Origin of the sequence: Janthinobacterium sp. LS2A, assembly GCF_036543145.1 — a bacterium.
Lineage (GTDB): Bacteria > Pseudomonadota > Gammaproteobacteria > Burkholderiales > Burkholderiaceae_D > Janthinobacterium > Janthinobacterium aestuarii.
This window is the reverse complement of the sequence record NZ_JAZHPB010000005.1, coordinates 291887-318829: the sequence shown is the minus strand read 5'-3', so window position 1 is coordinate 318829 and position 26943 is coordinate 291887. Positions and strand designations below refer to the sequence as shown.

24 protein-coding genes and 1 tRNA gene are annotated in these 26943 nt (G+C 65.3%); 19 read left to right on the top strand and 6 right to left on the bottom strand.

Going from position 1 to position 26943, the window contains the following annotated elements; translation table 11 throughout:
- Window positions 1–106 precede the first annotated feature (106 nt).
- The 5 genes from V3C40_RS16810 to V3C40_RS16790 all read left to right on the top strand — a co-directional run bounded on the left by V3C40_RS16810 (window position 107) and on the right by V3C40_RS16790 (window position 5751).
- The gene (locus V3C40_RS16810; RefSeq protein ID WP_331778021.1) at window positions 107–730 is read left to right on the top strand and encodes a sugar dehydrogenase complex small subunit; all 624 of its coding nucleotides are present in this window, start codon (window positions 107–109) and stop codon (window positions 728–730) included.
- Window positions 727–2385, top strand: coding sequence for a GMC family oxidoreductase (locus V3C40_RS16805; protein WP_070302271.1), 1659 nt, complete (start codon window positions 727–729; stop codon window positions 2383–2385). The genes V3C40_RS16810 and V3C40_RS16805 overlap by 4 nt, the downstream gene beginning before the upstream one ends.
- The gene (locus V3C40_RS16800; protein WP_331778020.1) at window positions 2382–3842 is read left to right on the top strand and encodes a c-type cytochrome; all 1461 of its coding nucleotides are present in this window, start codon (window positions 2382–2384) and stop codon (window positions 3840–3842) included. The genes V3C40_RS16805 and V3C40_RS16800 overlap by 4 nt, the downstream gene beginning before the upstream one ends.
- A gap of 140 nt (window positions 3843–3982) precedes the next feature.
- Complete coding sequence (locus tag V3C40_RS16795; RefSeq protein WP_034750164.1) at window positions 3983–4384, top strand: GtrA family protein; 402 nt, start codon at window positions 3983–3985, stop codon at window positions 4382–4384.
- A gap of 68 nt (window positions 4385–4452) precedes the next feature.
- Entirely contained in the window at window positions 4453–5751 is a 1299-nt protein-coding gene (locus tag V3C40_RS16790; RefSeq protein ID WP_072452653.1) for an NCS2 family permease, read from the top strand.
- An 81-nt stretch (window positions 5752–5832) separates the two neighbouring features.
- Here V3C40_RS16790 and V3C40_RS16785 read toward each other — a convergent pair whose 3' ends face one another.
- Window positions 5833–6540: a GntR family transcriptional regulator gene (locus V3C40_RS16785; protein WP_331778019.1), complete on the bottom strand. Its 708-nt coding sequence runs from the start codon at window positions 6538–6540 to the stop codon at window positions 5833–5835.
- Between the two features lie 259 nt (window positions 6541–6799).
- Here V3C40_RS16785 and V3C40_RS16780 point away from each other — a divergent pair.
- Window positions 6800–6875 (top strand) — tRNA-Asn (locus V3C40_RS16780).
- 120 nt (window positions 6876–6995) lie between these two features.
- On the opposite strand, the gene V3C40_RS16775 is transcribed toward V3C40_RS16780, so the two are convergent.
- Window positions 6996–7379 carry a hypothetical protein gene (locus V3C40_RS16775; RefSeq protein WP_331778018.1) on the bottom strand — a complete coding sequence of 128 codons (384 nt, stop codon included), beginning with the start codon at window positions 7377–7379 and terminating at the stop codon, window positions 6996–6998.
- A 340-nt stretch (window positions 7380–7719) separates the two neighbouring features.
- Between V3C40_RS16775 and V3C40_RS16770 the strand changes: the two genes are divergently transcribed.
- A complete protein-coding gene (locus V3C40_RS16770; RefSeq protein ID WP_072452658.1) occupies window positions 7720–8511 on the top strand; it encodes an alpha/beta fold hydrolase in 792 nt (263 codons plus the stop codon).
- On the top strand, window positions 8508–8885 hold the full coding sequence (locus V3C40_RS16765; RefSeq protein ID WP_034750152.1) for a VOC family protein: 378 nt from the start codon (window positions 8508–8510) through the stop codon (window positions 8883–8885). The genes V3C40_RS16770 and V3C40_RS16765 overlap by 4 nt, the downstream gene beginning before the upstream one ends.
- Window positions 8886–8900: 15 nt before the next feature.
- Here V3C40_RS16765 and V3C40_RS16760 read toward each other — a convergent pair whose 3' ends face one another.
- Window positions 8901–9575: a hypothetical protein gene (locus V3C40_RS16760; protein WP_331778017.1), complete on the bottom strand. Its 675-nt coding sequence runs from the start codon at window positions 9573–9575 to the stop codon at window positions 8901–8903.
- Window positions 9576–9714: 139 nt separating this feature from the next.
- On the opposite strand from V3C40_RS16760, the gene V3C40_RS16755 reads away from it, so the two are divergent.
- From V3C40_RS16755 to V3C40_RS16740, 4 genes are all read left to right on the top strand, one after another.
- Window positions 9715–10554, top strand: coding sequence for a M15 family metallopeptidase (locus V3C40_RS16755; RefSeq protein ID WP_331778016.1), 840 nt, complete (start codon window positions 9715–9717; stop codon window positions 10552–10554).
- Window positions 10555–10749: 195 nt separating this feature from the next.
- The gene (gene tssM, locus V3C40_RS16750; protein WP_331778015.1) at window positions 10750–14571 is read left to right on the top strand and encodes a type VI secretion system membrane subunit TssM; all 3822 of its coding nucleotides are present in this window, start codon (window positions 10750–10752) and stop codon (window positions 14569–14571) included.
- Window positions 14568–15548, top strand: a complete 981-nt coding sequence (gene tagF, locus V3C40_RS16745; RefSeq protein ID WP_331778014.1) for a type VI secretion system-associated protein TagF — start codon at window positions 14568–14570, stop codon at window positions 15546–15548. Before tssM ends, tagF begins: the two co-directional genes overlap by 4 nt.
- 9 nt (window positions 15549–15557) lie before the next feature.
- Entirely contained in the window at window positions 15558–16337 is a 780-nt protein-coding gene (locus V3C40_RS16740; protein WP_331778013.1) for an OmpA family protein, read from the top strand.
- 127 nt (window positions 16338–16464) lie between these two features.
- Here V3C40_RS16740 and icmH read toward each other — a convergent pair whose 3' ends face one another.
- The 3 genes from icmH to tssJ are packed head-to-tail and all read right to left on the bottom strand — an operon-like array spanning window position 16465 to window position 19242.
- A complete protein-coding gene (gene icmH, locus V3C40_RS16735) occupies window positions 16465–17253 on the bottom strand; it encodes a type IVB secretion system protein IcmH/DotU (protein WP_331778012.1) in 789 nt (262 codons plus the stop codon).
- The gene (gene tssK, locus V3C40_RS16730; protein WP_331778011.1) at window positions 17250–18620 is read right to left on the bottom strand and encodes a type VI secretion system baseplate subunit TssK; all 1371 of its coding nucleotides are present in this window, start codon (window positions 18618–18620) and stop codon (window positions 17250–17252) included. The genes icmH and tssK overlap by 4 nt, the downstream gene beginning before the upstream one ends.
- A gap of 37 nt (window positions 18621–18657) precedes the next feature.
- A complete protein-coding gene (gene tssJ, locus V3C40_RS16725; RefSeq protein ID WP_331778010.1) occupies window positions 18658–19242 on the bottom strand; it encodes a type VI secretion system lipoprotein TssJ in 585 nt (194 codons plus the stop codon).
- Between the two features lie 276 nt (window positions 19243–19518).
- On the opposite strand from tssJ, the gene V3C40_RS16720 reads away from it, so the two are divergent.
- The 7 genes from V3C40_RS16720 to tssA all read left to right on the top strand — a co-directional run bounded on the left by V3C40_RS16720 (window position 19519) and on the right by tssA (window position 26911).
- Window positions 19519–20115, top strand: coding sequence for a tetratricopeptide repeat protein (locus V3C40_RS16720; RefSeq protein WP_331778009.1), 597 nt, complete (start codon window positions 19519–19521; stop codon window positions 20113–20115).
- Between the two features lie 37 nt (window positions 20116–20152).
- The gene (gene tssB, locus V3C40_RS16715; RefSeq protein ID WP_034750131.1) at window positions 20153–20662 is read left to right on the top strand and encodes a type VI secretion system contractile sheath small subunit; all 510 of its coding nucleotides are present in this window, start codon (window positions 20153–20155) and stop codon (window positions 20660–20662) included.
- A gap of 1 nt (window position 20663) precedes the next feature.
- Entirely contained in the window at window positions 20664–22154 is a 1491-nt protein-coding gene (gene tssC / locus V3C40_RS16710; protein ID WP_072452675.1) for a type VI secretion system contractile sheath large subunit, read from the top strand.
- Window positions 22155–22185: 31 nt separating this feature from the next.
- Window positions 22186–22677 (top strand): Hcp family type VI secretion system effector, encoded by a 492-nt coding sequence (locus tag V3C40_RS16705; RefSeq protein ID WP_034750126.1) that lies wholly within the window; start codon window positions 22186–22188, stop codon window positions 22675–22677.
- A gap of 66 nt (window positions 22678–22743) precedes the next feature.
- The gene (tssE, locus tag V3C40_RS16700) at window positions 22744–23220 is read left to right on the top strand and encodes a type VI secretion system baseplate subunit TssE (RefSeq protein ID WP_072452677.1); all 477 of its coding nucleotides are present in this window, start codon (window positions 22744–22746) and stop codon (window positions 23218–23220) included.
- On the top strand, window positions 23217–25859 hold the full coding sequence (gene tssH, locus V3C40_RS16695; protein WP_331778008.1) for a type VI secretion system ATPase TssH: 2643 nt from the start codon (window positions 23217–23219) through the stop codon (window positions 25857–25859). Before tssE ends, tssH begins: the two co-directional genes overlap by 4 nt.
- A 20-nt stretch (window positions 25860–25879) precedes the next feature.
- Window positions 25880–26911 (top strand): type VI secretion system protein TssA, encoded by a 1032-nt coding sequence (tssA, locus tag V3C40_RS16690; RefSeq protein ID WP_331778007.1) that lies wholly within the window; start codon window positions 25880–25882, stop codon window positions 26909–26911.
- The last annotated feature ends 32 nt before the right edge of the window (window positions 26912–26943 follow it).

The following is a 26943-nucleotide window of genomic DNA, read 5'->3' as shown; positions in this document are numbered from 1 at the left end:
CCATATATGCGCAAATGCAATGTGGCGCAATCATCGAAGTCAATAAAACAACAAGTCTTGCGGGAGTCTCATGAACCATCCAGGCAACGAACCATCTGCAACATCCGTGTCATCCCTTCCCCGCATCAGCCGCCGTCACGCCCTGATCGGCCTGGCCGCCTTGCTGGCGCAAGCCGGTTTCTGGAGCAATCCCCTGTCCGCCGCCATGCAGGCGCCGGCCAGCGCGCCGGCTGCCGGCCTGGCGCCCGCCACCATGCTGTTCTACACCCTGTCGCAAACGATCACGGGCCACCGCGATCTGTCCGTCGCGACGGCGGCGCGCATCGAGCAAGCCATGCGCACGAACGTGCCCGGCTTTGCCGAGCGCTTGCCGCAACTGGGCGCGCTGCTCGTCACGGGCCAGGAAGCGAAGACCTTGCTGGCGGCCGCCACCGCCGCCGATGCGCGTCTGCGCGAACTGGCGCTGGCCATCGTCGCCGCCTGGTACACGGGCACTGTTGCCGGCAACGCGGCGCAGGGCACGAAATCCATCGTCGTCGCCTACGCCGAGGCCTTGATGTACCGCACGGTGGCCGATGGTCAGGTCGTGCCGACTTACTGCAATTACGGTCCCCTGTGGTGGCTGAAGGCGCCGCCGGCCGTGCGCGTTTCCGCACCCGTGGAACCGAAACCCGTGCCCGCGCCGGCCACCACCGGCACCCCCGAACCGAAAGGCAAGCAAGCAAAATGAAATCACCCCAATTCAAGAGTAATGGCGACGTCGTCGCCGATGTCGTTATCGTCGGTACGGGCGTCGTCGGCGCCATGATGGCCGACCAGCTGGCCGCGCAGGGTCACTCCGTGATCATGCTGGAAGCGGGCCTGCGCATCGAGCGTGGCCAAGCCGTGGAAAACTGGCGCAACATGCCGTTCGAAAACCGCGTCGGTTCCGATTTCCAGGGCCTGTATCCGCAGGCGGAAAACGCGCCCGCACCCCTGTATTTCCCGAAGAATAACTACGTGGAAGTGTCCGGCCCCAACGGCAGCAGTTTCCAGCAGGGCTATCTGCGCACGGTGGGCGGCACGACCTGGCACTGGGCCGCGTCATGCTGGCGCCATCTGCCGTCCGACATGCGCATGAAAAGCGATTATGGGGTAGGGCGCGACTGGGCCATTTCCTACGATGAACTGGAACCGTACTATTGCCGCGCCGAGCAGGAAATGGGCGTGGCCGGCCCCAACGATCCGGCCCTGCAATCGCCGAGCGAACGCAGCGCGCCGTACCCGATGGACATGGTGCCCTGGGGCTATGGCGACAAGCGCTTCGCCGAAGTGGTCAACCCGCACGGCTACCGTTCCGTGCCGATTCCGCAAGGCCGTTCGACGCGCCCATGGCAGGGCCGTCCCACCTGCTGCGGCAACAACAATTGCCAGCCGATCTGCCCCATCGGCGCCATGTACAACGGCATCCACCACGTGGAACGGGCCGAGCTGAAGGGCGCGGGCGTGCTGGCCGAGGCCGTCGTCTACCGCATCGACACGGACCACAACAACAGAGTGACAGCCGTGCACTGGTACGACGCCAAGAAACAGTCGCACATGGCGACGGGCAAGGCTTTCGTGATTGCCTGCAACGGCATCGAAACGCCGCGTTTGCTATTGCTGGCGGCCAACAAGAACAATCCGAACGGCATCGCCAACAGTTCCGACCAGGTGGGCCGCAACATGATGGACCACTCGGGTTTCCACTGTACCTTCCTTGCCAATGAACCGATCTGGACGGGCCGTGGCCCCGCGCAAAGCAGCTGCCTGGTGGGCCCGCGCGACGGCGCCTTCCGTGCGCAGTATTCGGCCAACAAGATGATCCTCAATAACATCACGAGGGTCGGACCGGCTACCCAGCAATCGTTGAAGCTGGGCCTGGTGGGCAAGGACCTCGACGACGAGATCCGCCGCCGCGCCGCGTTTGGCGTGGACTTGTCGATCAGCCTGGAGCCGCTGCCCGAAGCGCACAACCGCCTGACCCTGAGCAAGACGCGCAAGGACCCGCTGGGCCTGGCCTGTCCCGACATTTACTATGACGTGGGCGACTACGTGCGCGATGGCGCGAAGGCCGCGCATGCGCAGCTCAAGCACATCGGCAAGCTGTTCGGCGCCGTGGAATTCCATATCACCGACAGCCTGAACGCGAATAACCACATCATGGGTGGCGTCATCATGGGTTCGAATCGTCTTGACTCCGTGGTCGACGGCAATTGCCGCGCCCACGACCACGCCAACCTGTGGCTGCCGGGCGGCGGCGCCATGCCGTCGGCCAGCGTCGTGAACACCACCCTCAGCATGGCCGCGCTCGGTTTGCGCGCTGCCGACGACATCGCCCGCACCCTGGCAAGGGAGGCCGCATGATGCGCCGTTTATTGCTGAGCCTGACCCTGGCGGCCGGCTTGCCGCTGGCCGCGCACGCTGCACCACCGGTGCCGCCCGTCACGCTGACGCCGGACCGTCCGGCCACGCCCGCGCCCGCCAAGCCCGATGCGCGCCTCGAACGGGGCCGCTACCTGGCCATCGCCGCCGACTGCATGGCCTGCCATACGGCAGCGGGCGGCAAGCCGTATGCGGGCGGCTACGCCATCGATTCGCCGCTGGGCACGATCTACGCAACGAATATCACGCCATCGAAAAAAGGCGGGATCGGCCACTACACGGAAGCCGACTTTGCGCGCGCCCTGCGCGAAGGCGTGCGCGCCGATGGCAGCCACCTGTATCCGGCCATGCCCTACACCAGCTATGCGCAACTGACGGATGCGGACGTGGGCGACCTGTATTACTACTTCATGCAGGCCGTCAAGCCCGTCGACGAGCCGGCGCGCCAGACGGCATTGCCATTCCCGTTCAATGTGCGCCTGTCGATGCTGGGCTGGAATACCTTGTTCCTCGACAATAAGCGCTTCGTGCCGGACGCAACGAAGAGCGCGCAGATCAACCGCGGCGCCTACCTGGCCGAAGGCCTGGCGCACTGCAGCGCCTGCCATACGCCGCGCAATGCGCTGATGGCGGAAATCGGCAGCCAGACCCTGGCCGGCGCGTCGCTCGGTTCCTGGCATGCACCGAACATCACGTCCGACAAGGTCAGCGGCATCGGCGCGTGGACGGATGCGGAAATCGCCGCCTACCTGAAGACGGGCCATGTGGAAGGCAAAGGGCAGGCGGCGGGCGGCATGGCCGAAGCCATCCAGAACAGCCTGCAATTTTTGCGCGACGACGACGTGGCCGCCATCGTCGCGTGGTTGCGCACGGTGCCGCCCGTGCGCGCACCGGGCCAGACCAAGGCTGCCTTCAGCCATGGCAGCGCGGCCAGCGAAGAACCGCTGCTGCGCGGCATGGCCGCTTCCACCGAGCATCATTCGCTCAATAGCGGCGCCGTGCTGTTTTCCGGCTACTGCGCCAGCTGCCACTCGGCCAGCGGCGCCGGCAGCACGGGACAAAGCTATCCAGCGCTGTTCAACAATACGGCGACGGGCGGCAACACCCCGGCCAACCTGGTGTCGGCCATCTTGTTTGGCGTCGAGCGCAAGATCGAAGGGGAAGAGCACGAAGCGTTCATGCCCCGTTTCGACCAGCGCTCCTACGTGCAGCCCTTGACGGACGAGCAGATCGCGTCGATCGCCAATTACGTGCTGAAGCAGTATGGCAACCCGGACGTGTCCGTCACGCCTGCCTACGTGGCGCAGGCGCGCAGCGGCGGCGAGAAACCCGTGCTGGCGCGGGCGCAACCGTTCATGCTGCCGGGCGGCATCGTGGGCATCCTGCTGCTGATCGCGCTGTTTGTATGGCTGCGCCGGCGCCGCCAGCGCAAGGAATAAGTGTCGAAACGGCGGCGAATATGAACGTTGGGCGCAACTTGCAGTAAAATGCAGGCTGAAAAATGGTTACGAGCAATCGTAGCCATTTTTTATTCTGGCCCGATCCTGGCGAGAGTGTTCGCCCTATTTGAAAAGTGACAATGTCCCATTCCCTGCATCACCAATTTCTACGTTTCGCCGCTGTCGGCGCTTCCGGCACGGCCGTGCAATACAGCGTGCTGTGGGGCGGCGTGGAATGGGCCGGCATCAGCGCCGCCGCCGCGTCCGGCATCGGCTACATCCTCGGTTCCGTCGTCAACTACCTTCTCAATTACTTTTTCACGTTTAAAAGCGACAAGGGCCATGGCGAGGCGGCCAGCAAATATTTCACTTTGCTGGGCATCGGCTGGTGCATCAATACGGGCCTGATGTGGCTGCTGGTACACCAGTTGGGCTGGTATTACTGGCTGGCGCAGGTGCTGGCGACGGGCATCGGGCTGGTCTGGAATTTTGCGGGCAGCCGCTGGTGGGCCTTCAAACCGGCTGGCGCAGCGACCAAGTAAATAGTTGCAAGAAAAAATGCGCTAGGCCAAGACCTGGCGCGCGGTTTCACCAAAACAAGGGGTTAATCATGCAGTTCCTGGAACGCTATTTCAAACTGAAGGACAACGGGACCAATGTGCGCACGGAGCTGCTGGCCGGCCTGACCACGTTCCTGACGATGGCCTACATCATCTTCGTCAACCCGTCCATCCTCGGCGATGCGGGCATGCCGAAAGACTCCGTCTTTGTCGCCACCTGCCTGGCGGCCGCCATCGGCACCCTGATCATGGGCCTGTACGCGAACTACCCGATCGCGCTGGCGCCGGGCATGGGCTTGAATGCGTACTTCTCGTACACGGTGGTCAAGGGCATGGGCATGAGCTGGGAAGTGGCGCTGGGCGCCGTCTTCATTTCCGGCTGCCTGTTTATCCTGGTGAGCCTGTTCAAGGTGCGCGAGATGATCATCAACAGCATCCCGCCCGCGCTGCGCACGGCGATCACCGTGGGTATCGGCCTGTTCCTGGCCATCATTTCCCTGAAAAGCGCGGGCGTGGTGGTGTCGAACCCGGCCACCATCATCGCGCTGGGCGACTTGCACCAGGCGGCGCCCATCCTGGCCATCCTCGGTTTCTTCATCATCGTCGCGCTGGACCGCCTGAAAGTGCCGGGCGCCATCCTGATCGGCATCCTCGCCATCACGATTGCCAGCTTCTTCTTTGGCGGCAACCAGTTCAACGGCATCGTCTCGGCGCCACCGGCCATCGAGCCGACCTTGTTCAAGCTCGACATCATGGGCGCGCTGTCGTTCGGCATCATCAACGTGGTGCTGGTGTTTTTCCTGGTCGAACTGTTCGATGCGACGGGCACCCTGATGGGTGTGGCCAACCGTGCGGGCTTGCTGAAAGACGGCAAGATGGAGCGCATGAACAAGGCCTTGCTGGCCGACAGCACGGCGATCGCCGCCGGCGCCTGCCTGGGCACGTCGAGCACGACGGCCTTCGTGGAAAGCGCGGCCGGCGTGCAAGCGGGCGGACGCACGGGCTTGACCGCCGTGGCCGTCGCGCTGCTGTTCCTGGGCAGCCTGTTCTTCGCCCCGCTGGCGCACACGGTGCCGCCGTATGCGACGGCCCCAGCGCTGCTGTACGTGGCTTGTTTGATGTTGCGCGAACTGACGTTTATCGACTGGGATGACAGCACGGAAAGCATTCCTGCCGCCATCACGGCGCTGATGATGCCATTTACGTATTCGGTTGCCAGCGGCGTCGCGTTCGGCTTCATCACCTATGCCGTATTGAAACTGCTGACGGGCAAGGGCAAGCAGGTGTCCGTGGTGGCGTACATCATCGCCGCCATCTTCCTGTTCAAGTTTATCTACCTGGGCGAATAGCGTGGGCGAATAGCGGGTTTGCCGCCGCAATGACAAGGCCGCCCGTGCATCCGCACCGGCGGCCTTTTTTGATGGCGCGGCCTACATCAGCAGGGCCGCCACCAGGTCTTTTTTGGCCTCGCCGGCGCTGCCGTCGAAGCGCAGGGCTGCTTCCACGTGCGCCAGGTGCTCGACCATCAGGCGCGCCGCCAGGTCCGCATCGCCGCTGCGCGCAGCCTCGAGAAAGCGGCCGTGTTCGTCGCACGAGCAGGCGGCATCGTGGCCCGACTGGTATAGCATGGTGATGAGCGAGCTGCGGCCCACCAGTTCGCGCACGATGTCGCGCAGCACGGCGTTGCCGGCGATATCGGCCAGCAAGACGTGGAAATCGCCCAGCAGTTGCGAGCGCAGCGGCGTCGCTTGCGCCAGCGCCTGGCGTTCCGCCTTCAGGTGGCGCTCGAGCATCCTGTAGTCGGCAGGCTTGGCCCGCGCAACGAATTCGCGCGCCACGGCCGCTTCGATGATGCGCCGCGCGGCAAAGATGTCGCGCGCCTCCGCTTCGGTCGGCTGGCTGACGAAGGCGCCCTTGTCGGGCACCATGCGGATCAGTTTGTCTTTGGAGAGGATGAGCAGGGCGGCGCGGATCTTGGTGCGGCTGACGCCGTACAACCGGCACAGCGCCTCTTCGCGCAGCCGCGTGCCGGGCGGCAATTGGCGTGCCACGATGGCGGCCGCCATATGCGCGGCAATGTCCGCCGAGCTGTCGCCGCTGCCGGGATTGTCCACCAGGGTTGCGCTTGATTCTGTCATGTCGGGTGAGAGCAGTAAGCCAGGGGCAAGGCGAACCTCGCAAGCGCATGTCCGCGCGACGGCGTGGTTGACGCCCCGCTGCCGGCATGCCGTTGTACGCCTTGCGTGTCGGCAAGGCCTGGCTATTCTACTATCTTGCATGGCGCCGCGCAGACGGGCGCAGCCAGCCGGCGAGGCTTGCTCCCTGGCGGCCAGTTTTGCTGGCCATGCAGCAACAACTGGACATGAGAAATTTTGACGTATATAATTCGGCCTCCTTTCCCTGATAGCTCAGTTGGTAGAGCGACGGACTGTTAATCCGCAGGTCCCTGGTTCGAGTCCAGGTCGGGGAGCCAGAACAAGCAGCAGCAAAAGGCCACGTGGCAACACGTGGCCTTTTTTGTCATGCGCACACGGTTTCCCGTTCACGCTAGTTATCGCTTCAGCGCATCAACGGCGTGCGCGGTGTTCCCTGATCAGGGATCCACAAACACGTCGAAACGCACCTTGAGCGGGCTGCCCCACGAGATATCCACCCAGGCACGGAAGCCGCCGTTATATGGTGCGATGTTGTACACGGCCATGCGGGCTGAGCCGATGAAACGGTCCTGGGGAGTCGCGGCATATTCGCTGATGTTGAGCAATACGCGCGAATTGGCTTTCACGTTGGCATTGGCGAAGTTGACCGAAGGATGCACGCCATTGGCCGTCCACGTGTAGTAGGTGGTGAAGGCGGCGGCGCTCAGGTTCAAGTCCTGTGCGCTTGCGCCTTGCGCGGCTTGGCCGTCCTGCTCCAGCGGCAGGTCGGTGGTTTCCGGGGCCAGGTTGCTGCCCGTGCGATTTTCTACTTTCATTTCCATGATGTACTCCTCATCGATAGTTTGGACACCGCGCCTGTCGTTGTGCGGCAAGACGCCCTATCTGTGTTGCCGTGACGGCCAGTGTCACGTCCAGGCTGATAAGGTAGCCGCTTGCTCCATGCTGTTGGAGTAATTCATTCTAGGCATACACAGGCGTAGAAAGCGCGCTGGGCCGCTGGAAAAGCGGCGCTCGCTTGTGCTGGCGCAAATACCTTGCAGGCAAGCGGCAAGAACTTTTCCGACAGGCTATTTTTATGGGGGCGCCACGCATGCCGCGCAGGACAATGGCACAATAGGCCCAGCCGACCTGCCGATACGGAACCCGTTGCGAGCCTAGCCCATGCCGATACTGAACCTGAGTGCCGAAACCGATATCTATTACGAATTGATCGAAGGCGACCCCGCCAAGCCCTGCCTGGTATTCCTGCACGAGGGACTCGGTTGCTGTGCGATGTGGAAAGATTTTCCCGCGCAGCTATGCCAGGCGACGGGATGCCGCGGCTTGCTGTACGACCGCCACGGCTATGGGCAGTCGTCGCCGCTGGCGGCGCGCCGCCAGCTCCATTATCTGCACGACTATGCGCTGTGCGAGCTGCCGCAAGTGCTGGCGGCACTGCTGCCGGGACAGGATCATTTTCTCGTCGGCCACTCCGATGGCGGCAGCATCGCCCTGATCTATGCGGCGCAGCAGCCGCCGCGCTTGCGCGGCATCATCACCGAGGCGGCGCACGTGTTTGTCGAAGGCATCACGCTCGATGGCATACGCGAGGCGGACGCGGCATTCGGCGCGGGCAAGTTGCGCGCGCTGGCGAAATACCATGGAGAAAAGACGGAGACCATTTTCAAGGCCTGGTCGGACACCTGGCTCAGCTATGGCTTCCAATTCTGGAACATCGAGTATCTGCTGCCTTCCGTCGAATGCCCGGCGCTGGTGGTGCAGGGCAGCGAGGACCAGTACGGCAGCGCGGCCCAGGTCGACACCATCGTGGCGCAGGCGCTCAACGCCATGCCCGCCATGGTCGAGCAGTGCGGCCATACGCCGCACCAGGAGCAGCCGCAGGCATTGCTGGCGCTGATGGAAGGCTTTTTACAGGGCCGCATGGACGCGGCCATTCACCCGAGAACGGCATGATAGACCACCTCGACCACCTGGTATTGACCACCCGCGACAAGGCTGCCTGCATCGATTTCTATACGCGCGTGCTGGGCATGCAGATCGAAACGTTTGGCGCCGGCCGCCATGCCTTCAAGTTTGGCGCGCAAAAAATCAATCTGCATGAGGCCGGCAAGGAATTCCTGCCCAAAGCGGATTTGCCCACGCCCGGCGCGCTGGACCTGTGCTTCATCGCCGCCGTCCCGCTCGACGTGTTCATCGCCCATTTGGCGGCGCTGGGGATTGCCATCGAGGAAGGACCGGTGGCCCGCACGGGCGCCAACTGGCCCATCCGCTCCGTGTATCTGCGCGACCCGGACCGCAATCTGATCGAAGTGTCCGAGCGCGCCTGAGGTTCACCCCGACGCTCAATGGCAGGCGGGATCGTTGTCCCAGCGGCCCGAGCAGATGCGCGAACGGCACAGCATGCCTTCGATCAGCCCCAGCTGCTGACAGCGCTGCAACAGGTCCGCCGTTTCCTCGTCCTGTTTGCGCAGCACCACGTCGCGCACGGGCACTGCCGTGCCTGCTTGCCAGTGCGCATGGGCCACCATGGCCGTCAGCAAGGCGACGTCGCTGTCGCCGGGCGCGGCAGCCGGCTTCGCGCCTTGTGGGCGGGCGGCCGCCTGGCGCACGGGCGCTAGCACCTTGCGTGGCGCGCTCACGGCTGCCACCTCGGTCAAGGGCGGTCCCGCCGTATTGACGATAGTGGCGGCCTGCGGCGGGGAGGCCGCCTGTTGCAGCACCGTTGGCGCCGGTATTGTGGGCGCCGCCATGGCAATGGCGGGCGCCGGCGGCAGTGGCGTGGCGTCCGTGTCGTAGGCGAGCACGGCCGTGACCAGCACCGCCAGGCACAGCGCGCCAGCGGCTCCGTGCCGCCAGCCGGGGCGCCAGCGCAGGGCTGGCTTGGCCACAGGCGCGGCGGCGCCGTGCTCGAGCTGCGACAGGATGCCCTTGCCTTCGATGCGCGCACCAGCCGTGCCGGCCTTGCTCAGCAGGTCAGGACCGCGCGCCTGGCCATCCCCGGTTTTCAGTAAAGACAAAATATCACCTCCGCAGTGGATCAAATTCGACTGACCTTGATGTAAACCGCGCTCATGCGGGCCGCGGACGCCTACGATCTAGCGATACCGCCGAGCAATGGATTGCCCGGCCCCGCCGATTCCCGTCACGGAGCGCCCCATGTTCGTCGCCCTGGTCCTGATGTATTTCTTGCTCGCCTGTCTTGCCTGCTGGCTGCTGCTGTTTCCCGGCGGCCGCGCCATCGTGCTGCACACGCTCGTCAACCTGGGCTGGCGCATGCAGCGGCGTGCACAGGGGTTGCAGCGGGGCGGCGGCGCGCAGTGGCAGCGCGTGCAGCAACACTCGGGCTCGGGCATGGCGCGCGTCTGGCAACTGCTGTGGCGGCATCGCTGGCTGAGCCTGGCAGGCAGCGTGCTGGTCATCGTGCCGCCGCTGCTGGCCTGGCTGTCCAGCGACCGCATCGCCCTGCGCGGTTATGCCGACCAGCAACACGTTATCAACGACCAGGTCAGCGACTTGCTCAAGGGCGAGCAGCTGGTGCCGCCACCGACCTTGCCGCCGCTGCTGTTTTCCACGGCCGAAGTAACGCAGCTGCGCCCGCTGCTGGGCGGCGCCAGCCGTAACTGGCAATTGCTCGACCACGATTTCGCGCAGCGCTTGCTGCTGGTCTTCAAGATCATGAAGGACGTGCATGGTTACGATATGGTCTTGCTGGAAGGCTATCGCAGCCCGGCGCGCCAGGATCAATTGGCGGCGGCCGGCCCGAACGTGACGAACGCGAGGGCGTTTCAAAGCTATCACCAGTATGGCCTGGCGGCCGATTGCGCATTCATGCATGAAGGAAAGCTCATCATTTCTGAAAAAAATGCCTGGGCCATGCGCGGCTACCGTTTATATGGCGTGACGGCCGAATCGGTGGGCCTGCGCTGGGGCGGACGCTGGACCATGATGGATTTTGGCCACACGGAATTGCCGCAACCGCGCGTGCTGGGCAAGTAAGCCGCGCCAGCCATTCTAGCGCCGCGTGCGGCCCCGAATTTCACTGCTGCAAGCTTGATTGCGCAGCGTCAATGGCCTGCCAGTGCCTGCCGCGCGCTGGCGCCAGATACTTGTCGTATGTCAACAAAGGCGCGCCCCATTGCTGTCAGCATGGGCCGAATCCGCCTTGCTTTGCGACCTCACCCTGGGCTTATCATGCTGCGACGACTCTGGCATTTCCTCACCGACAGCCGCCAACTGACCATCCTCGGCTTCGTGGCGCTGGCCGTGTTCCTGTACCTGGGCGCCGAGGTGCTGGAAGTGGCGCTGATATGGGCCCTGGTCTTGCTGCTGCTGGCTTTTGCCACCTGGCTGGGCGTGTGGCTGTGGCGCCGGCGCCGTGCACGGCGCGATGCCCAGGCGCTGGGCCAGGCCATCCTCAACGAGGCCGAGATCGCCGCCGCGCAGGCGGCCTCGGCCTCCACGGCCGGCAGCACGCAGCAGGGCGAACTCGGCGCCGTGCGCTCGGGCATGCTGGCCGCCATCGAGACCATCAAGACATCCAAGCTGGGCCTCAAGTCGGGCGCCGCCGCCCTGTACGAATTGCCGTGGTACATGATCATCGGCAATCCTGCCGCCGGCAAGAGCAGCGCCATCCTGCATTCTGGCCTGCAGTTCCCCTTCGCTGACGGCAAGATCGTGCAAGGCGTGGGCGGCACGCGCAATTGCGACTGGTTTTTTACGACGGACGGCATCGTGCTCGACACGGCGGGGCGCTACTCCGTCGTCGACGAGCACCGCGGCGAGTGGTTCGGCTTTCTCGACCTGCTGAAAAAATACCGGCGCAAGGCGCCCATCAACGGCATCCTCATCGCCGTCAGCATCGCCGAGCTGGGCGGCGATCCTGATGTCGGCATGCAACTGGCGCGCAGCCTGCGCAAGCGCGTGCAGGACGTCATCGAACGGCTGGAAGTGTTTGCGCCCCTGTACATCGTGTTTACCAAGGCGGACCTGATCGCCGGCTTCACGGAGTTTTTCGCCGATGCCGAGCGCAGCGAACGCGAGCGCGTCTGGGGCGCCACCATGCCCTACCAGCGCAAGTTGCCCACGGCCGACTTGCTGGCGTTTTTTGACCAGAGTTTCGATGAATTGCACGATGGCTTGACGGAGCTGAGCCTGGCCAACATGGCGCACCGGCAACGCAAGACGATGGCGCCCGGCGTATTCACCTTTCCGCTCGAGTTCGCCGCCATCAAGCCGGCCTTGCGTGCCTTCATCGCCACCCTGTTCGAGGAAAACCCGTTCCAGTTCCAGCCCGTGTTCCGCGGCTTTTATTTCACCAGCGCGCTGCAGGAAGGCGAGCCCGTCAGCGCTTCCTCGCAGCAGGTGGCGCGCCGCTTCGACCTGGCCTTCGCGCCGGCTCCGGCCGCAGCGCCGTCCGGCGCGCGCCAGCATGGCTATTTCCTGCTGGAGCTGTTCCGCAAGGTGATTTTTGCCGACAAGCATCTGGTGGCCAACTATGCCAACCGCGCCAAGCTGCGCTTCAAATATGCCGTGTTCTTTGCCGCCACGGTGTCGCTGGGCGCCTGCCTCGGTGGCTGGAGCTGGTCCTACCTGGGCAACCGGCAACTGGTGGCCAATGTCGAGGCCGATTTAAATAAAGTGGTCAAGCTGCAGGAGCGGCGCCTGGACTTGCAGTCGCGCCTGGAAGCGCTCGAGATCTTGCAGGACCGCATCGAGCAGCTGGACGCGTACCGCACGCAACGGCCGTGGTCCTTGCGCCTGGGCCTGTACCAGGGGGAGTTACTTGAACGCAAGCTGCGCGAGGAGTATTTTGCCGGTGCGCGCCAGGTCATGCTGGCCCCCGTGGCGGGCGCGCTGGAAGCCTTGCTGTTCGAGATGAACGCCAGCGCCGACCAGCTGCAGCCCACGGCGCGCACGCCGCAGACGCCGGCCGCCGCACCCGCAACGCCTTCCGCCGCGCCGCGCAATGTCCAGTACCAGGCGGCCAGCGCGACGAATGTGGAAGACGCTTACAACGCGCTGAAAACCTATCTGATGCTGGCCGATAAAACGCATGCGGAAAGCAGCCACCTGAACGACCAGATGACGCGCTTCTGGCGCGGCTGGCTGGAGGGCAACCGGGGCGCCATGCCGCGCGAGCAGATGATACGCAGCGCCGAACGGCTGCTGACGTTCTACCTGGCGCAGATCGGCGACCCGTCCTGGCCGCGCATCGAACAGAAGCTGGCGCTGGTCGACCAGACGCGCGAAAACCTGCGCCGCGTGGTGCGCGGCATGCCGGCGCGCGAGCGCGTGTATGCCGACGTCAAGGCGCGCGCCTCGACGCGCTTTCCCGGCATGACGGTGGCGCGCATCGTCGGCGAGCAGGATCAGGCCCTGCTGGCGGGCAGCTATGCCGTCTCCGGCGCCTTTACGCGCCAGGCCTGGGAAAAGTTCGTCGAGGGCGCGTTTCGCGACGCCGCCAACCGCGAACTGCAAAGCGCCGACTGGGTGCTGAAAAGTGCCTCCACCGACGACCTGACCCTGGAAGGCAGTCCGGAGCAGATCGAGAAAAATCTGGTGGCCATGTACAAGGCCGATTACGCGCGCGAGTGGCAAAAATTCGTGCAGGGCGTGGCCGTCGCCGACCTGAAAGGTTTTGACGGCGCCGTGCAGGCGATGAACCGCCTGGGCGATCCGCAGTCGTCGCCGATCGCCAAGCTGCTGACGACCATTTACGAGGAAACCTCGTGGGACAATCCGGCGCTGCAAAATGCGCAACTGCGCAAGGCCGAGCGGGGCATCATCGCCTGGTTCAAGGAAACCGTGCTGCGCCGCGCGCCATCGCAGCTGACGACCAACCCCGGCATGAATGCGCAGCTCGATCCGGCTCGCCTGGATAAACCGATGGGTCCCGTGGGGCGCGAATTTGCCGGCGTGGGCAAACTGGTGGCGGCCAGGGACAACAATGCCTCGCTGATGCGCGCCTACCTGGAAGCGCTGTCGAAACTGCGCAGCCGCCTGAACCAGCTGAAGAACCAGGGCGACGCGGGGCCGGGCGCGCGCCAGTTCATGCAGCAGACCCTGGAGGGCAGCGGTTCCGAGTTGGCCGACGCCCTGAAGCTGGTCGACGAGCAGGTGCTCACGGGGATGAGCGACGCGCAGAAGCAGGCGATACGCCCCATCCTCGTGCGCCCGCTGATGCAGACCTTCGCCGTCATCGTCGCGCCGGCCGAACTCGATATCAACAAGACCTGGGCGGCGCAGGTGTACGAACCGTTCCAGAAATCGCTGGCCAACAAATATCCGTTTGCGCCCACGGCGCGCATCGAGGCGAGCAACCTGGAGATCGGCCAGTTCTTCGGCCCCGAAGGCCTGGTGGCGAAATTCGTCACGACGTCCATGGGGCCCCTGGTGGTGCGGCGCGGCGACGTGCTGGCGCCGCGCACCTGGGCCGACATGGGTATCAGCCTGGCGCCGCAGGTGGTGGCGCGCTTCCCCGGCTGGATTGCGCCGCTGGGCGCGGGCGGCGTGGCGGCCACGTCGACGGCGGCGCAAACCGTGTTCCAGATCCAGCCGTCGCCCGCGCCCGGCACCCTGGAATATACGGTGGAGATCGACGGCCAGCAGCTGCGCTATCGCAATACCCCGGCGCAGTGGACCAACATGGTCCATCCGGGGCCGCAAGGCGCGGCGGGCCAGCAAGGCGCGCGCATCACGGCAGTCACGTTCGACGGGCGCACGGTGGAACTGTTCAACGAACCGGGGCAATTCGGCTTGAAGCGCATGATCGACGCGGCGGCCAAGAAGCGCAAGGATGGCGGCGTGTTCGAACTGCGCTGGGCGCGCGGTGAGGTGGCCGTGGCGGTCGACCTGAAGATCACCAGCAGCGCCGAGACGACAGGCGCCGGATCTGCCACGGCGGTGCAGGATCAGGGCTTTCGCGGCATGCAGTTGCCCGAGACGATCGTCGGCATGCCGGGCGTTCCCGCGCCGGTCATGGCCGCAGTTGCGGCGACCGGGGTGGCGCCATGATGCGCGTGGCGCAGCAGGTGCGCCTCGGCTATTTTGGCAAGATCCCCGCGCGCGGCGATTTCATCAAGGCTTGCGACAATCACGCGCTGGTGCAGCTGCTCGACGACTGGCTGGCGCAGGTCATGATCGCGCTGACGGTGGAACCGCGCTGGAAGCTCAATTACGACGCCTTGCCGCCGCTGCGTTTTGCCTTCGTCGGCACGCGCAGCCGGCGCGCCATCGCCGGGCGCCTGGAAGCGAGCAACGACCAGTCGCTGCGGCGCTTTCCCTTCATGGCCATGGGCGCGCTCGAAGTCGATGACGCCGAGGCCTTTGTCGCTTGCAGCCCGCTCGCGCTCGCGCCCCTGTGGCAGCGGGTGGAGCAGCTGTCGCAAGGCATCGTGGCCAGCGCCGAACCGGGGCCGGCCCTGCTGGCGCTGGCCGGCAACGTGGTCGAAGTCGAACCGGCCGCAGCGTGCCATGCGGAGCGGCTGGCTGACTTCCTGCAGGCGCAGACCGTGCATGGCCTGCAAACGATGCTGGCGTCGCCCGCGTTCCCCGTGACGGTGCGCGAATTGCTGCTGGGCCTGGGCCTGCTGCTGCGGCCGGTGCTCCAGAGCGGCTTGCCGCGCCTGGAGAAAAGCCTGGTGCTGCCGCTGCCGCAGGACGCGCAGCTGCGCGACGTGGTGGCCAGCTTCTGGCTGCATTTGATTGCACCCTTCCTGCGCCAGGCCGATTTCGAACTGGCGCTGTTCTTTTCCCACCTCGACGAGGCGCCCGTGCTGGTGATCGGCTTTTGCGGCGCCGACCCGGATGGCTTGCGCGCGCTGATCGACCCGCAGGCCGGCAGCGAACGGCTGATCGTGTTCGACCAGCTGGACTGGGTCGAGGAGCAGCTGGGACACGACGCTGCGCTGCGCCAGTTTTCCGTCTGCCTGCAGCAGGAGCAGCTGTCGCTGCGCTCGGCCTGCGCCATGTTTGCCGACACCTTTGCCTGAAGGACCGCGATGAAATCGTATGCCATTTTCCTGCTGCTTGCCGCGGCAGTTCCCTGCCGCGCGCAAGCGCAAGCGCCCCAGACGCCGATGCCGGGGCAGATCCTCGCCACGGGTACCCTGGCCGACGAGGCGGCCAAGGCGGCCGTGCTGGCCCGCCTGCGCGAACTGTACGGCACCGAGCGCGTGGTCGACCAGATCGCCATCGGCAACGTGGCCGTGCCGGCCAACTGGAACGCCTACGTGCACAAGCTGATCGCGCCGAACCTGAAGCTCATTTCACGGGGGCAGATCACCGTCGACGGCAACAACGTCAGCGTGCGCGGCGAAGTGGCGAACGAGGCGCAGCGCCAGCAGATCGCCAGCGACATCGCCACCAGCCTCAATCCCACCTACATCGTCAACAACGGCTTGCGGGTCAAGGCGGCCGAGGCCGAGCAGGGCTTGCTCGATGCGGCGCTCGATAAACGCATCATCGAATTCGACAGCGGCAAGGCCACCATCACGCCGGCAGGCCTGGCCATCCTCGACGAGATGGCGGCCGTCATGCTCAAGCTGCGCGGACGCAAGGTCGAGGTGATCGGCCACACGGACGACACGGGCCTGCGCGCCAGCAACGTGGCGCTGAGCCAAGCGCGCGCCGAAGCCGTGCGCGCCTACCTGGCCAGCAAGGGCATCGTGGCCGATTCCGTGCTGGTGTCGGGCCAGGGACCGGACCGCCCCGTGGCCAGCAACGCCACGGCCGATGGCCGGGCGAGAAACCGGCGCATCGAGTTCAGGATCGCGCAGTAGATTGGGTTGACACCTCACAAAACCGTAGCGAGCGGAAGGGAGAGGCGGTCGAGAAGCGCAACCGTGCCAGAGCACGGTGAGCATCGCAGGCCGCCCATACCGACGCGCAGTAGGTTTTGTGAGGTGTTCAGGGCAGGGTGATGGTCAGGTGTGCTGGGCGTGGCGCCAGCTTGACCAGGTCCGCATACGCGGCCAGGGTCGTTTGCGTGCCGCGCGTCAGATGCGTTTTCAGGCCCAGGTAGGCGCAGATGGCCAGCAGGGCGAAAAAGCTCGACAGCGCCCACAGCGGCACGTCGCTGCCACGCTTGTTGACCACCTGGTCGGGGCGATCCGCGCGCGGCGCGAAGCCACGGCTCTTGCCCTTGATGTGGGCGATCTCGTCGCCCAGGCGCGCTGTCAGGTAGCTGAGTTTTTCGCCGCCGTCGATCGCATACTTGCCCTGGAATCCCAGTAATAAACACATGTGGAAGACCTGCAGCGCCTGCACGCGCATGGCGCCCTTGCCGCGCAAGGCGTCGAGGCGGTCGAAGAAGTGTTCGCCGGCGAGCTGGTCGCCAAAGATCAGCAGCTGCAGCGGGCGCCGCTCCCACTGTTTGCGCAGGGCGAACGGCGAGGCCAGGATGATTTCATCGACGGCCGCGCAGAACGCATACTTGGCCGCCTCGATATCGTCGCCATCGGCGCGGATTTTTTTCGCTTCGCGCTCGAAGTCGTCGAGGAAGGCCGTGATGCGGTCCATGAAGCTTTGTTCGTCGCCGGGCGCCGAACCGTGCTTCAGCATGAACAGCATATAAAAGCCTTCGTGCATCAGATCCAGCAGGGTGCTGCCGGCATGCCGGCTGGCCGTGCCGCCGGGGGCGGAACCGCGTTGTCCCAGCAGGGAGGGTGCTGCGCGCCGTTCGATGAGCTGGCTCATGCCGTCACCGCGATCAGTTCCAGCTGCAGGTCGCGTATGCCGGCCGGCACATAGACGGAAATCGACTGCGCCTTGAGCATCTGCTCATACAGGACGCCGCGGTTTTCAATCGCAAAATAATAGGTGTCGGGGCGCACGGGAATGGCGGCCGGCACTTGCGGCGCATGCGACAGCTTCAGGCCGGGCATGGCTGTGAGCACGCATTTTTCCACGTCGTCGGGCGCGCCCACTTTCACGCGCAGCGGCACCACGTCCACCAGTTCGATGGCGGGCATGGCGGCGCGAATCGCCAGGTACAAGGTGGTGTGCTGGTCGATCTTGTCCGAATCGAGCTTGCCCAGGTAGTACGACGGCTTGTCCTCGAGCAGGGCGATGGAAAAATACTTCGACGAGATGACGGTGTCGAGCAGTTCGCGGATGATCGCGTCGATGGCGTCGAAACAGGCGCCCGGCTGCGCGTGGTCGTAGGCGGGCAGGCTGGCCAGGGTGTAATGCTTGGAGTAGCTGAGCAGGCCGCCCGCCAGGCCCAGCAGCGCCTCGTACAGGCGCTCCGGATGCAGGGCCGGATGGCGCACATAGTGCATCAGGGCGGCGGCGGCCGTGCTGACCGTGTGCAGCAGCCAGAACGAGGACACGTCGCCCGAGCGGAACTCGATCACGTTGCGGCTCGGTTCGCGGTGGTGGCCGTGCAGCGCGCTCACTTTCGCCTGCAAGGCGTCGAGCAGGTGTTCCAGCACGCCCTGCAGGCGCGGCGCGCCGGCGATCGCCAGGCTGGGCGCCATGAACGAGGGCACGGGTTCGAAGCCGCCCGACACCGTGCGCCGCAGGGCGATCAGCGGCAGGCAGTCGTAGGAGCCGCGCGCTTCGCTGTCGGGAATCAGGCGCACGGTTTTCTTCAGGTAGGCCACGTCGGCCACGGCGGACTCCGTAAACAGGTCGGGCGTGGCGCGCATGGCGTGCGCAAAGCGGGTGCTGGCCGGCGTGCCTGCCGTTGCTGCCTGCACCGTGTAATTCATGCCTTCGCGGTTGAGTATGGGCAGCGCCGCGTAATACGTCACTTCCTGCACGGCCGGCGGCAGCGCTTCCAGGTCCACGGGCGGGGGCAGGGTATCGCTGCCCGGCGCACCGTCGCCCAGCGATTCGAACACTTCGCCGTCGCGGAAGATCGCCGACAGCGCTTGCAGGCGCAGGCTGCCCGTCTTCAGCGCCGCCAGGTCCCACGCCATGTGCGCCACGCCCCACAGGTAGGGATGCAGCGCGCTGGCCGTGTGATGCAGGCGCGCTTCGTGATATTGATCCTGGCGCTGGAAATGCTGCGGCCGCAGGAACAGGCCTTCTCCCCACAAGACTTTCGCTGCCATGCCCATCTCGGTTCTCCTTGAATGTGTGGCGTGTCTGTTCGTGTTACTGGCAGCGCGGGGCCGACAGCGCGGCTACCCCGCTGATGCTGAGCGCGCAGGCGTGCAGGCCGACGGTGATGCCGCCGCGTTCCGCATCGGCGGCGGCAAAGGTGGCGCGCCAGCGCTGCGCTGCCGGCGCGCGGAACAGGGCCACTACGCCGATGAAATACGCTTCCTTGCTGACTTTTTCCTGTACTTCGTAGCGCTGGCCCGGCACCAGCAGCACTTCCTTCACTTCCATCAGGTCGGCGCCCAGCGCGGCCTTTTCGCGCTGCGTGTCGAGGAAGCTGTCGTACGGCGCCTGTTCGAAGGCGGCGCTCTGGCGCAGCTTGTAGATGCGCGCCACCAGCGCCAGCGGCCGGCCGTCGGCATCGGTGTTGAGACGCTGCGCCGCACGCAGGCGGATGCTGACATTGCGCGGCGGCTTTTGCGCGTCGGGCAGTTCCGGCGGCGGCTTGGCCACGCCGGCCATTTGCAGCGCCGCGTTGGCCAGTGTACCGATGGCGCCGCCCGCACAGCCGGCCAGCAGCAAGGCCATCAGCAGTAGCGCGGTGGCGCGGGCTGGGCGGACCAGGGCGTCAGGTGGCATGGGCGACCTTTGTAAATTGAAGGGTGGAAATAAAAGTGTTGCAGTCATTTAAACGCATGCACTGGCGGCCTGCTTGCGTTGGCGCAAGATCGGCCTGCGATCAAGACAATTACTGCGCCAGATCAGGATTCATGGCGCTGTACGCGGCTGTGATGTGGAACTTCTTCTTTGCTGATTAATCTCAATTTGGCAAAAAATTGCCGATCAATAATAGTCTCCACCAAGGCGCCGCCCATTGTTCCCAGTGGTAGCGTCCTCCACGTGAAGGAGTGCCCGATGAAGCCAGTCAGCATCTTGCCCCGTATTGCCTGCCTCGCCAGCGCCTTGCTGCTGGCCGCCTGTGCCACGCCAGACCAGCCGGCGCCCCAAAAACCTGCCGCGCCGACCCTGGCGCAAGTGATGAGCGAGGCCGATGCGGCCGCGCGCGCCGGCCAGTACGAACGCGCCATGACCCTGCTTCAGCGCGGCGGGGTCAGCTACCCGGCTGACAAGGCGCCGTGGCTGCAAATGGCGCAGATGAAGTTCGACCGCGGCCAGTACGGCGATGCCATTGGCCATGCGCTCGAAGCGCTGGAGCGCGACCCGGACGACAAGGTGGCCAACAGCATTGTCGCCGTCAGCGGCTTGCGCCTGTCCGGCAAGGCACTGGCCGACCTGTCGCGGCAAAACAATCTGAATGGCTCGCTGCGTTCGGAAGCGCAGGACCTGGCCAAGCTGCTGCGCGCGAGCATCGGCGAAGACGTGCTGGTGCCGCCGGCCAAGCGCCCGCCAGCGGCCGGCAAGCGCGCAGCCACATCCGGCTCCGGCTCGCCGGCGGCGAAGGGCGCGGCGGCGCCAGGCAGCACGGCCGACCCGTTCAGCGGCCTGAAATAAGCGAGCATCCCCACCATCCCCTTGCAAAGGAAGCGACATGCCCAAGTCCGATAGCGTGCAAAAACGCCTGCAGAAGATACGCGCGCCGCGCGTGCAAATGACCTACGACGTCGAGATTGGCGACGCGATTGAAAACAAGGAGCTGCCCTTCGTGGTCGGCGTGCTGGGCGACTTTGGCGGTAATCCGGACAGCGAGAAAAAACGCCTGAAGGACCGCAAGTTCGTTTCCATCGACCGCGACAACTTCGATGAAGTGCTGGCCGGCGTGGAGCCGGTGGCCCGTTTCGCCGTGCCGAACCGCCTCAGCGACGCGGGCGGCACGTTCGCCGTCGACCTGCATTTCCGCTCGATGGATGACTTTCGCCCCGAATCGGTGGTGCGCCAGGTCGACCCCTTGCGCAAGCTGCTCGAAGCGCGCACCAAGCTGGCCGACCTGCGCAACAAGCTGGCTGGCAACGACAAGCTGGAAGACTTGCTGACGGAAGTGCTGAACAACACGGACAGCCTGGCCGCCCTGAAACCGCAGTTCCCAGCGCAGGAGGATTGAGATGAGCGCCCAGGCAGAAGCCCTTGCAGTATCGGCCGCCAATGCGCCGGCCGCCACCGACTTGCTGGACCAGATCGTCGAGCAAAGCCGCGTCGCCAAGTCCGGCGCCGAACATGCGCGCGCGCGTGACCTGATCTCCGAGCTGGTGGCGCAGGTGCTCGATGGCACGGTGCTGATGTCCAGCAGCCTGTCGGCGACGCTGGACGGGCGCGTGGCGGAGATCGACCGCCTGATCTCGGCCCAGCTCAGCGAAATCATGCACGCGGCGCCGTTCCAGCAGCTCGAACAAAGCTGGACGGGGCTGCGCTACCTGGTCGGCAATTCCGATACGGGCACGCGTTTGCAGATCCGCATGTTCAACGCCACCAAGCGCGAACTGGTGAAGGATTTCCAGGCCGCGCTGGAGTTCGACCAGAGCAGCATGTTCAAGAAGGTGTATGAAGAGGAATTCGGCACCTTCGGCGGTGCGCCATTCGCCGCGCTGCTGGGCGACTTCGCCATTTCGCGCCAGCCGGAAGACATCTATTTCGTCGAGCAGATGTCGCACGTCGCGGCCGCCGCGCATGCGCCGTTCATCGCCTCGGCCGCGCCGGAACTGTTTGGCCTGGAAAGCTACGGTGACCTGGGCAAGCCGCGCGACCTGGCCAAGGTGTTCGACACCATCGAATACGCGAAATGGAAAGCCTTCCGCGAATCGGAAGACGCGCGCTACGTCGGCCTGACCTTGCCCCGCTTCCTGGGCCGGCTGCCCTTCAATCCCGTCGATGGCACCACGGTCGAAGGTTTTAATTTTGTCGAGGAAGTCGACGGCAGCGACCATCACAAATACCTGTGGTGTAACGCCGCATATGCGTTCGGCTGCAAGCTGACAAGCGCCTTTGCCGACTACGGCTGGTGCGCCGCCATCCGCGGCGTGGAGGGCGGCGGCCTGGTGGACGACCTGCCGACCCACACCTTCAAGACGGACGAGGGCGACGTGGCCTTGAAATGCCCGGCCGAAGTGGCGATCACCGACCGCCGTGAAAAGGAATTGTCGGACCTGGGCTTCATCTCGCTGGTGCACTGCAAGAACACGGCATATGCGGCGTTTTTCGGCGCACAGTCGGCGCAGAAAAGCCGCAAGTACAACAGCGATGCGGCCAATGCGAACGCGGTGCTGTCGTCGCAGCTGCAGTACATCTTCGCCGTCTCGCGCATCGCCCATTACATGAAAGCCATGATGCGCGACAAGATCGGCAGCTTTGCCGCCGCCTCCAACGTGGAAGATTTTTTGAACCGCTGGCTGATGCAGTACGTGCTGCTCGACGATAACGCCAGCCAGGAACAGAAGGCGCAGTTCCCGCTGCGCGAGGCTTCCGTGCAGGTGCACGAAGTGCCGGGCCGGCCCGGCGTGTACCGCGCCGTGTCGTTCCTGCGGCCGCACTTCCAGCTCGATGAATTATCCGTTTCGCTCCGACTGGTCGCGGAGTTGCCGAAGTCGACCAATTCCTGATTCACCCATCTTTCAACCACAGGAGCACACCATGGCAATCGATGTATATCTGCAGATAGACGGCATCAAGGGCGAGTCCACCGATGACAAGCACAAGGACTGGATCGAGTGCAAATCGGTCAGCTGGAGCGTCGAACAGCCGAAGTCCGCCACCGCGTCGACGGGCGGCGGCCACACGGCCGAACGCTGCGAGCACAAGGATATCGTCATCTCCAAGCTGGCCGACCTGGCCTCGCCGGTGCTGCTGCAGACCTGCTCGGCCGGCAAGACCATCCCCAAGGCGCGCTTCGAATTCATGCGCGCCGACGGCCAGGGCGAGCGCGTCAAGTACTTTGAAATTGAAATCGAGAATGTGCTGATCGGCGCCGTGACGCCGAACGTGGAAGAGGGCGACATCCTCGGTGAACACGTCGGCTTCAAGTTCTCGAAAGTGAAGTGGAAATACACGCAGCAGAAAGTGACGGGCGGCGCCGGCGGCAATACCTCGGGCGGCTGGGACCTGGCCGCGAACCGCGTGGCTTGATCGATGGTGCGCGGCGCGCGGCGGCTACCTTCGCCCGCGCGCCGCGCCGACTTTTCAGGAGAGCGCATGGACAGTTATGTACCTGGCCTGTTCGACCGCCTGATGGGCGATGGCGGTGCGGCGGCGGGCGGCGTGGCGGTGCGCCTGTCGCTGGAACAATTGAAGGATGCGGTGGCGCGCGACCTGGAAGAACTGCTCAACACGCGCGTGGCCCTGCCGCCTGGCGCGCTCGACGCCTATCCGGAATGCGCGGCCTCCATCGTCAACTATGGCCTGATCGATTTCGCCGGCATGTGCTTGTCCAGCAGCGATGACCGCGCCCGCATCTGCGCCGCGCTGAAGGCCGCCATCGAACGCCACGAACCGCGATTGCGCAATGTGCGCGCCCGCCTGGAACGCGAAGCGGGCGCCATCAACCGGGTCGGCTTCGTCATCAGCGGCACCCTGGCCGTGAAGGCTGGCGGCGAGACGGTCAATTTCGACGCCGTGCTGCAGCCATCGTCGCTGCGTTATTCGATCAACCGCAAGGGAGCCGCCGCATGAGCACTAATCTGAAAACCCTGATCGCCAAACTCAATGACACGGCGCGCACGGCCGCCACGCGTGCCGCCGCCATCTGCGTGGGACTGGGACAATATGAAGTCGATATCGAGCATCTGTTTTTGGCGTTGCTGGAGCAGGAGCGCAGCGACTTCGTCACCATCGCGCGGCGCAGCGAAATCAGCCTGACGGCGCTGGAAGCGGACCTGCGCCGCGAGATCGGCGGCTTCAGGACGGGCAGCGCGCGCACGCCCGTGTTCTCTCCCCATCTGCCCTTGCTGTTCGAGCATGCCTGGCTGATCGCTTCGCTCGATACGGCGCAGCCAGGCCCCATCCGCAGCCGCCACCTGTTATTGGCGCTGCTGACGGAGCCGGAACTGTCGCAGCTCGCATACCGCGGTTCGAAGCTGTTCGCCCGCTTCAGCGTGGAGCAATTAAAGCACCATCCGGACAAGCTGACGGCCGGCTCCTGTGAAGAGGAAAGCGCGGCAGTGCCGCGGCTTGCCGACACAGGTGATGATCCTGTTGCGGCCCTGGCCAGCAAAACCCCGGCGCTGGACCAGTTTACCACCGACCTGACGCAGCTGGCGCGCGACGGCAAGCTTGATCCCGTGATCGGCCGCGAGGCGGAGATACGCCAGGCCGTCGATATCCTGCTGCGCCGGCGCCAGAACAATCCGATACTCACGGGCGAGGCGGGCGTGGGCAAGACGGCCGTGGTGGAAGGCCTGGCCTTGCGCATCGCTGCAGGCGACGTGCCCGAGGTGCTGCAGGGCGCGCACATCCACGCGCTCGACATGGGTTTGCTGCAGGCCGGCGCCAGCGTGAAGGGCGAGTTTGAAAGCCGCTTGAAAAACGTCATCGACGAGGTGACGAAAAGCCCGCACCCGATCATCCTCTTCATCGACGAGGCGCACACGATGATCGGCGCCGGTGGCCAGGCGGGGCAGAACGACGCGGCCAATCTGCTGAAACCGGCGCTGGCGCGCGGCGCCTTGCGCACCATCGCCGCCACCACCTGGAGCGAGTACAAAAAATATTTTGAAAAGGATGCGGCGCTGGCGCGGCGCTTCCAGGTGGTGAAGGTGGAAGAACCGAGCGAGGACATCGCCTGCGCCATGCTACGCGCCATGGCACCGCTGATGGAGCGCCATTTCGGCATCCGCGTGCGCGACGCCGCCATCGTCGAGGCGGTGCGCCTGTCGCACCGCTACATCAGCGGGCGCCAGCTGCCCGACAAGGCCATCAGCGTGCTCGATACGGCCTGCGCCAAGGTGGCGCTGGGCCAGTGCGCCACGCCGGCGCAACTGGAAAACGCGCACCGGCGCCAGGAACGCATCGGCGCGGAAATCGACGCCTTGAGCCGCGAGGCGGCCGATGGCGAAGTGCCCGATAAAGCCGGTGCCGCGCGCCTGACGCAGCTGCGGCGCGAGCATGAAGAAGGACAGACGCAGATCGCGGCGCTGGCGCAGCGCTGGGAGCGCGAAAAGGCGCTGGTGGCGCAGATCGGCGACTTGCGTGCGCAGCTGCGCGGCGAGCGGCCGGGCGAGGTCGGCGCGGCGCGCCTGCTGGCGCTGAAGGAAGAACTGGCGGCGCTGCAGGGAGAAGCGCCGCTGTCGCCGCTGGAAGTCGATGCGCAGGTGGTGGCCGGCATCGTCGCCGGCTGGACCGGCATCCCGCTGGGGAAAATGCTCAAGGACGAGATCCGCACGGTGCTGACCCTCGACGGGGCGCTGCGCGAACGGGTGCTGGGGCAGGACCACGTCATCGCAGCAGTGGCACAGCGCGTGCGCACGGCGCGCGCCAGCCTGGACGACCCGAACAAGCCGCAAGCCGTGTTCCTGTTCACGGGGCCGTCCGGTACGGGCAAGACGGAAACGGCGCTGGCGCTGGCCGACCTGCTGTATGGCGGCGAGCGCAAGCTCATTACGATCAACATGAGCGAATACCAGGAAGCGCACAGCGTGGCCGGCCTGAAAGGCTCGCCGCCCGGCTATGTCGGCTATGGCGAAGGCGGCGTGCTGACGGAAGCCGTGCGGCGCCAGCCCTACAGCGTGGTGCTGCTCGATGAAGCCGAAAAAGCGCACCCCGACGTGCTGGAGCTGTTCTTTCAGGTCTTCGACAAGGGCGTGCTCGATGATGCGGAAGGGCGCGAAGTCGATTTTCGCAACACCATCATCATCGCCACCTCGAACCTGGGTTCGGGCGCCATGATGGCCGCCTGCCTGAACCGGGTCGCGCAGGACATGCCCACGCCGGCCGCGCTGGAAGAACTGGTGCGCCCGCAACTGGTCGCGCATTTCAAGCCAGCCTTGCTGGGACGGCTGAAGGTGCTGCCGTTCTATCCCCTCAACGACGCGGTGCTGGCCGAGATCATCCACCTGAAGCTGGCGCGCATCGGGCAGCGCATCGCGCGCAACCATCAGGCGCAGTTCAGCCATGACGCGGGTCTGGTCGACGCCGTGCTGGCGCGCTGCACCGAGGTCGATTCGGGCGCGCGCAATGTCGACCAGATCCTCAATGGCAGCCTGCTGCCGGCGATCGCCGAAGCGGTGCTGGCGCGCATGGCCGAAGGCGAGTCGGTCGCGTCGATACGCATCAGCGCGAACAAGCAGGGGCAGTTCAAGTACACGATCCGATAATCCACTTTCCGGAGAGCGCCATGTTCAATCTGGAGCAGTTGCTGCATCCCGTCAGCGCCGTCAGTCCCTGCGGCGGCGACATCACCTTCAGCCAGGAGCTCGACGCCATCGCGCGCGCGCGCCAGCACGATGACCCGAGCCTGGACCAGGGCGAGTGGGTGACGGCGTTGAAGGAGGCGGACTGGCCGTTCGTGGCCACGCGCTGCGAACAGCTGATCGCCACGCACAGCAAGGATTTGCGCGTGGCCGTGTGGCTGGCCGAGGCGCACGCGAAAACGCGCCACTTCCGTGGCCTGGGCGATGGCTACGCGCTGCTGGCCGGCCTGTGCGAGCGTTACTGGGATGGCCTGTATCCGCCGGCGGAGGAGGGCGATCAGGAACAGCGCATCGGCAATGTCTTCTGGCTGCTGTCGCGCACGCCGCAGCTGTTGCGCGAGATCCCGCTGACCGACGGCGCCAACGGACTGTATTCGCTGCAGGATTTCGATACGGCGCGCCAGCGCGCGGCCGCCAGCCTGGCGCAGGGCGCGGCGGAGCAGGGCTGGGGCGATACGCGCCATGATGAAGGGGCGACCCTGGCGCAGATGGAGGCGGCGCGGCAAAGGAACTCGCGCGCATTTTCCGACGGCTTGCTGGCCGATGCACAATACTGCATGCAGTCGCTGCTGGCGTTCGAGCGCAGCGTCGATGCGCATTTCGGCGCCGATGGTCCGAGTTTTCGCGTCGCGCGCGAAGCGCTGGAAAACGCCATTCATTTCATCGCGCCGCTGTCGCCTGGCGCGGACTTTGCCGGCGCGCCGCCCGCCGCCGGCCAGGGCGCCAGCGGAGGCGGGGGCGCCATCGTGCAGCGCCAGCAGGCGCTGGCCCAGCTGCGCCAGGTGGCCGATTTTTTCCGCCGCACGGAGCCGCACAGCCCCGTCGCCTACTTGGCCGAGAAGGCCGCCAGCTGGGGCGAGCTGCCGCTGCACCTGTGGCTGCGCGCCGTCGTGAAGGATTCAAGCACCCTGGCGCAGCTTGACGAAATGCTGGGCACGAACAGCGCAAACGGGTGATGGCGTTTTCCCCTTCCATGCTACTCTTCGCG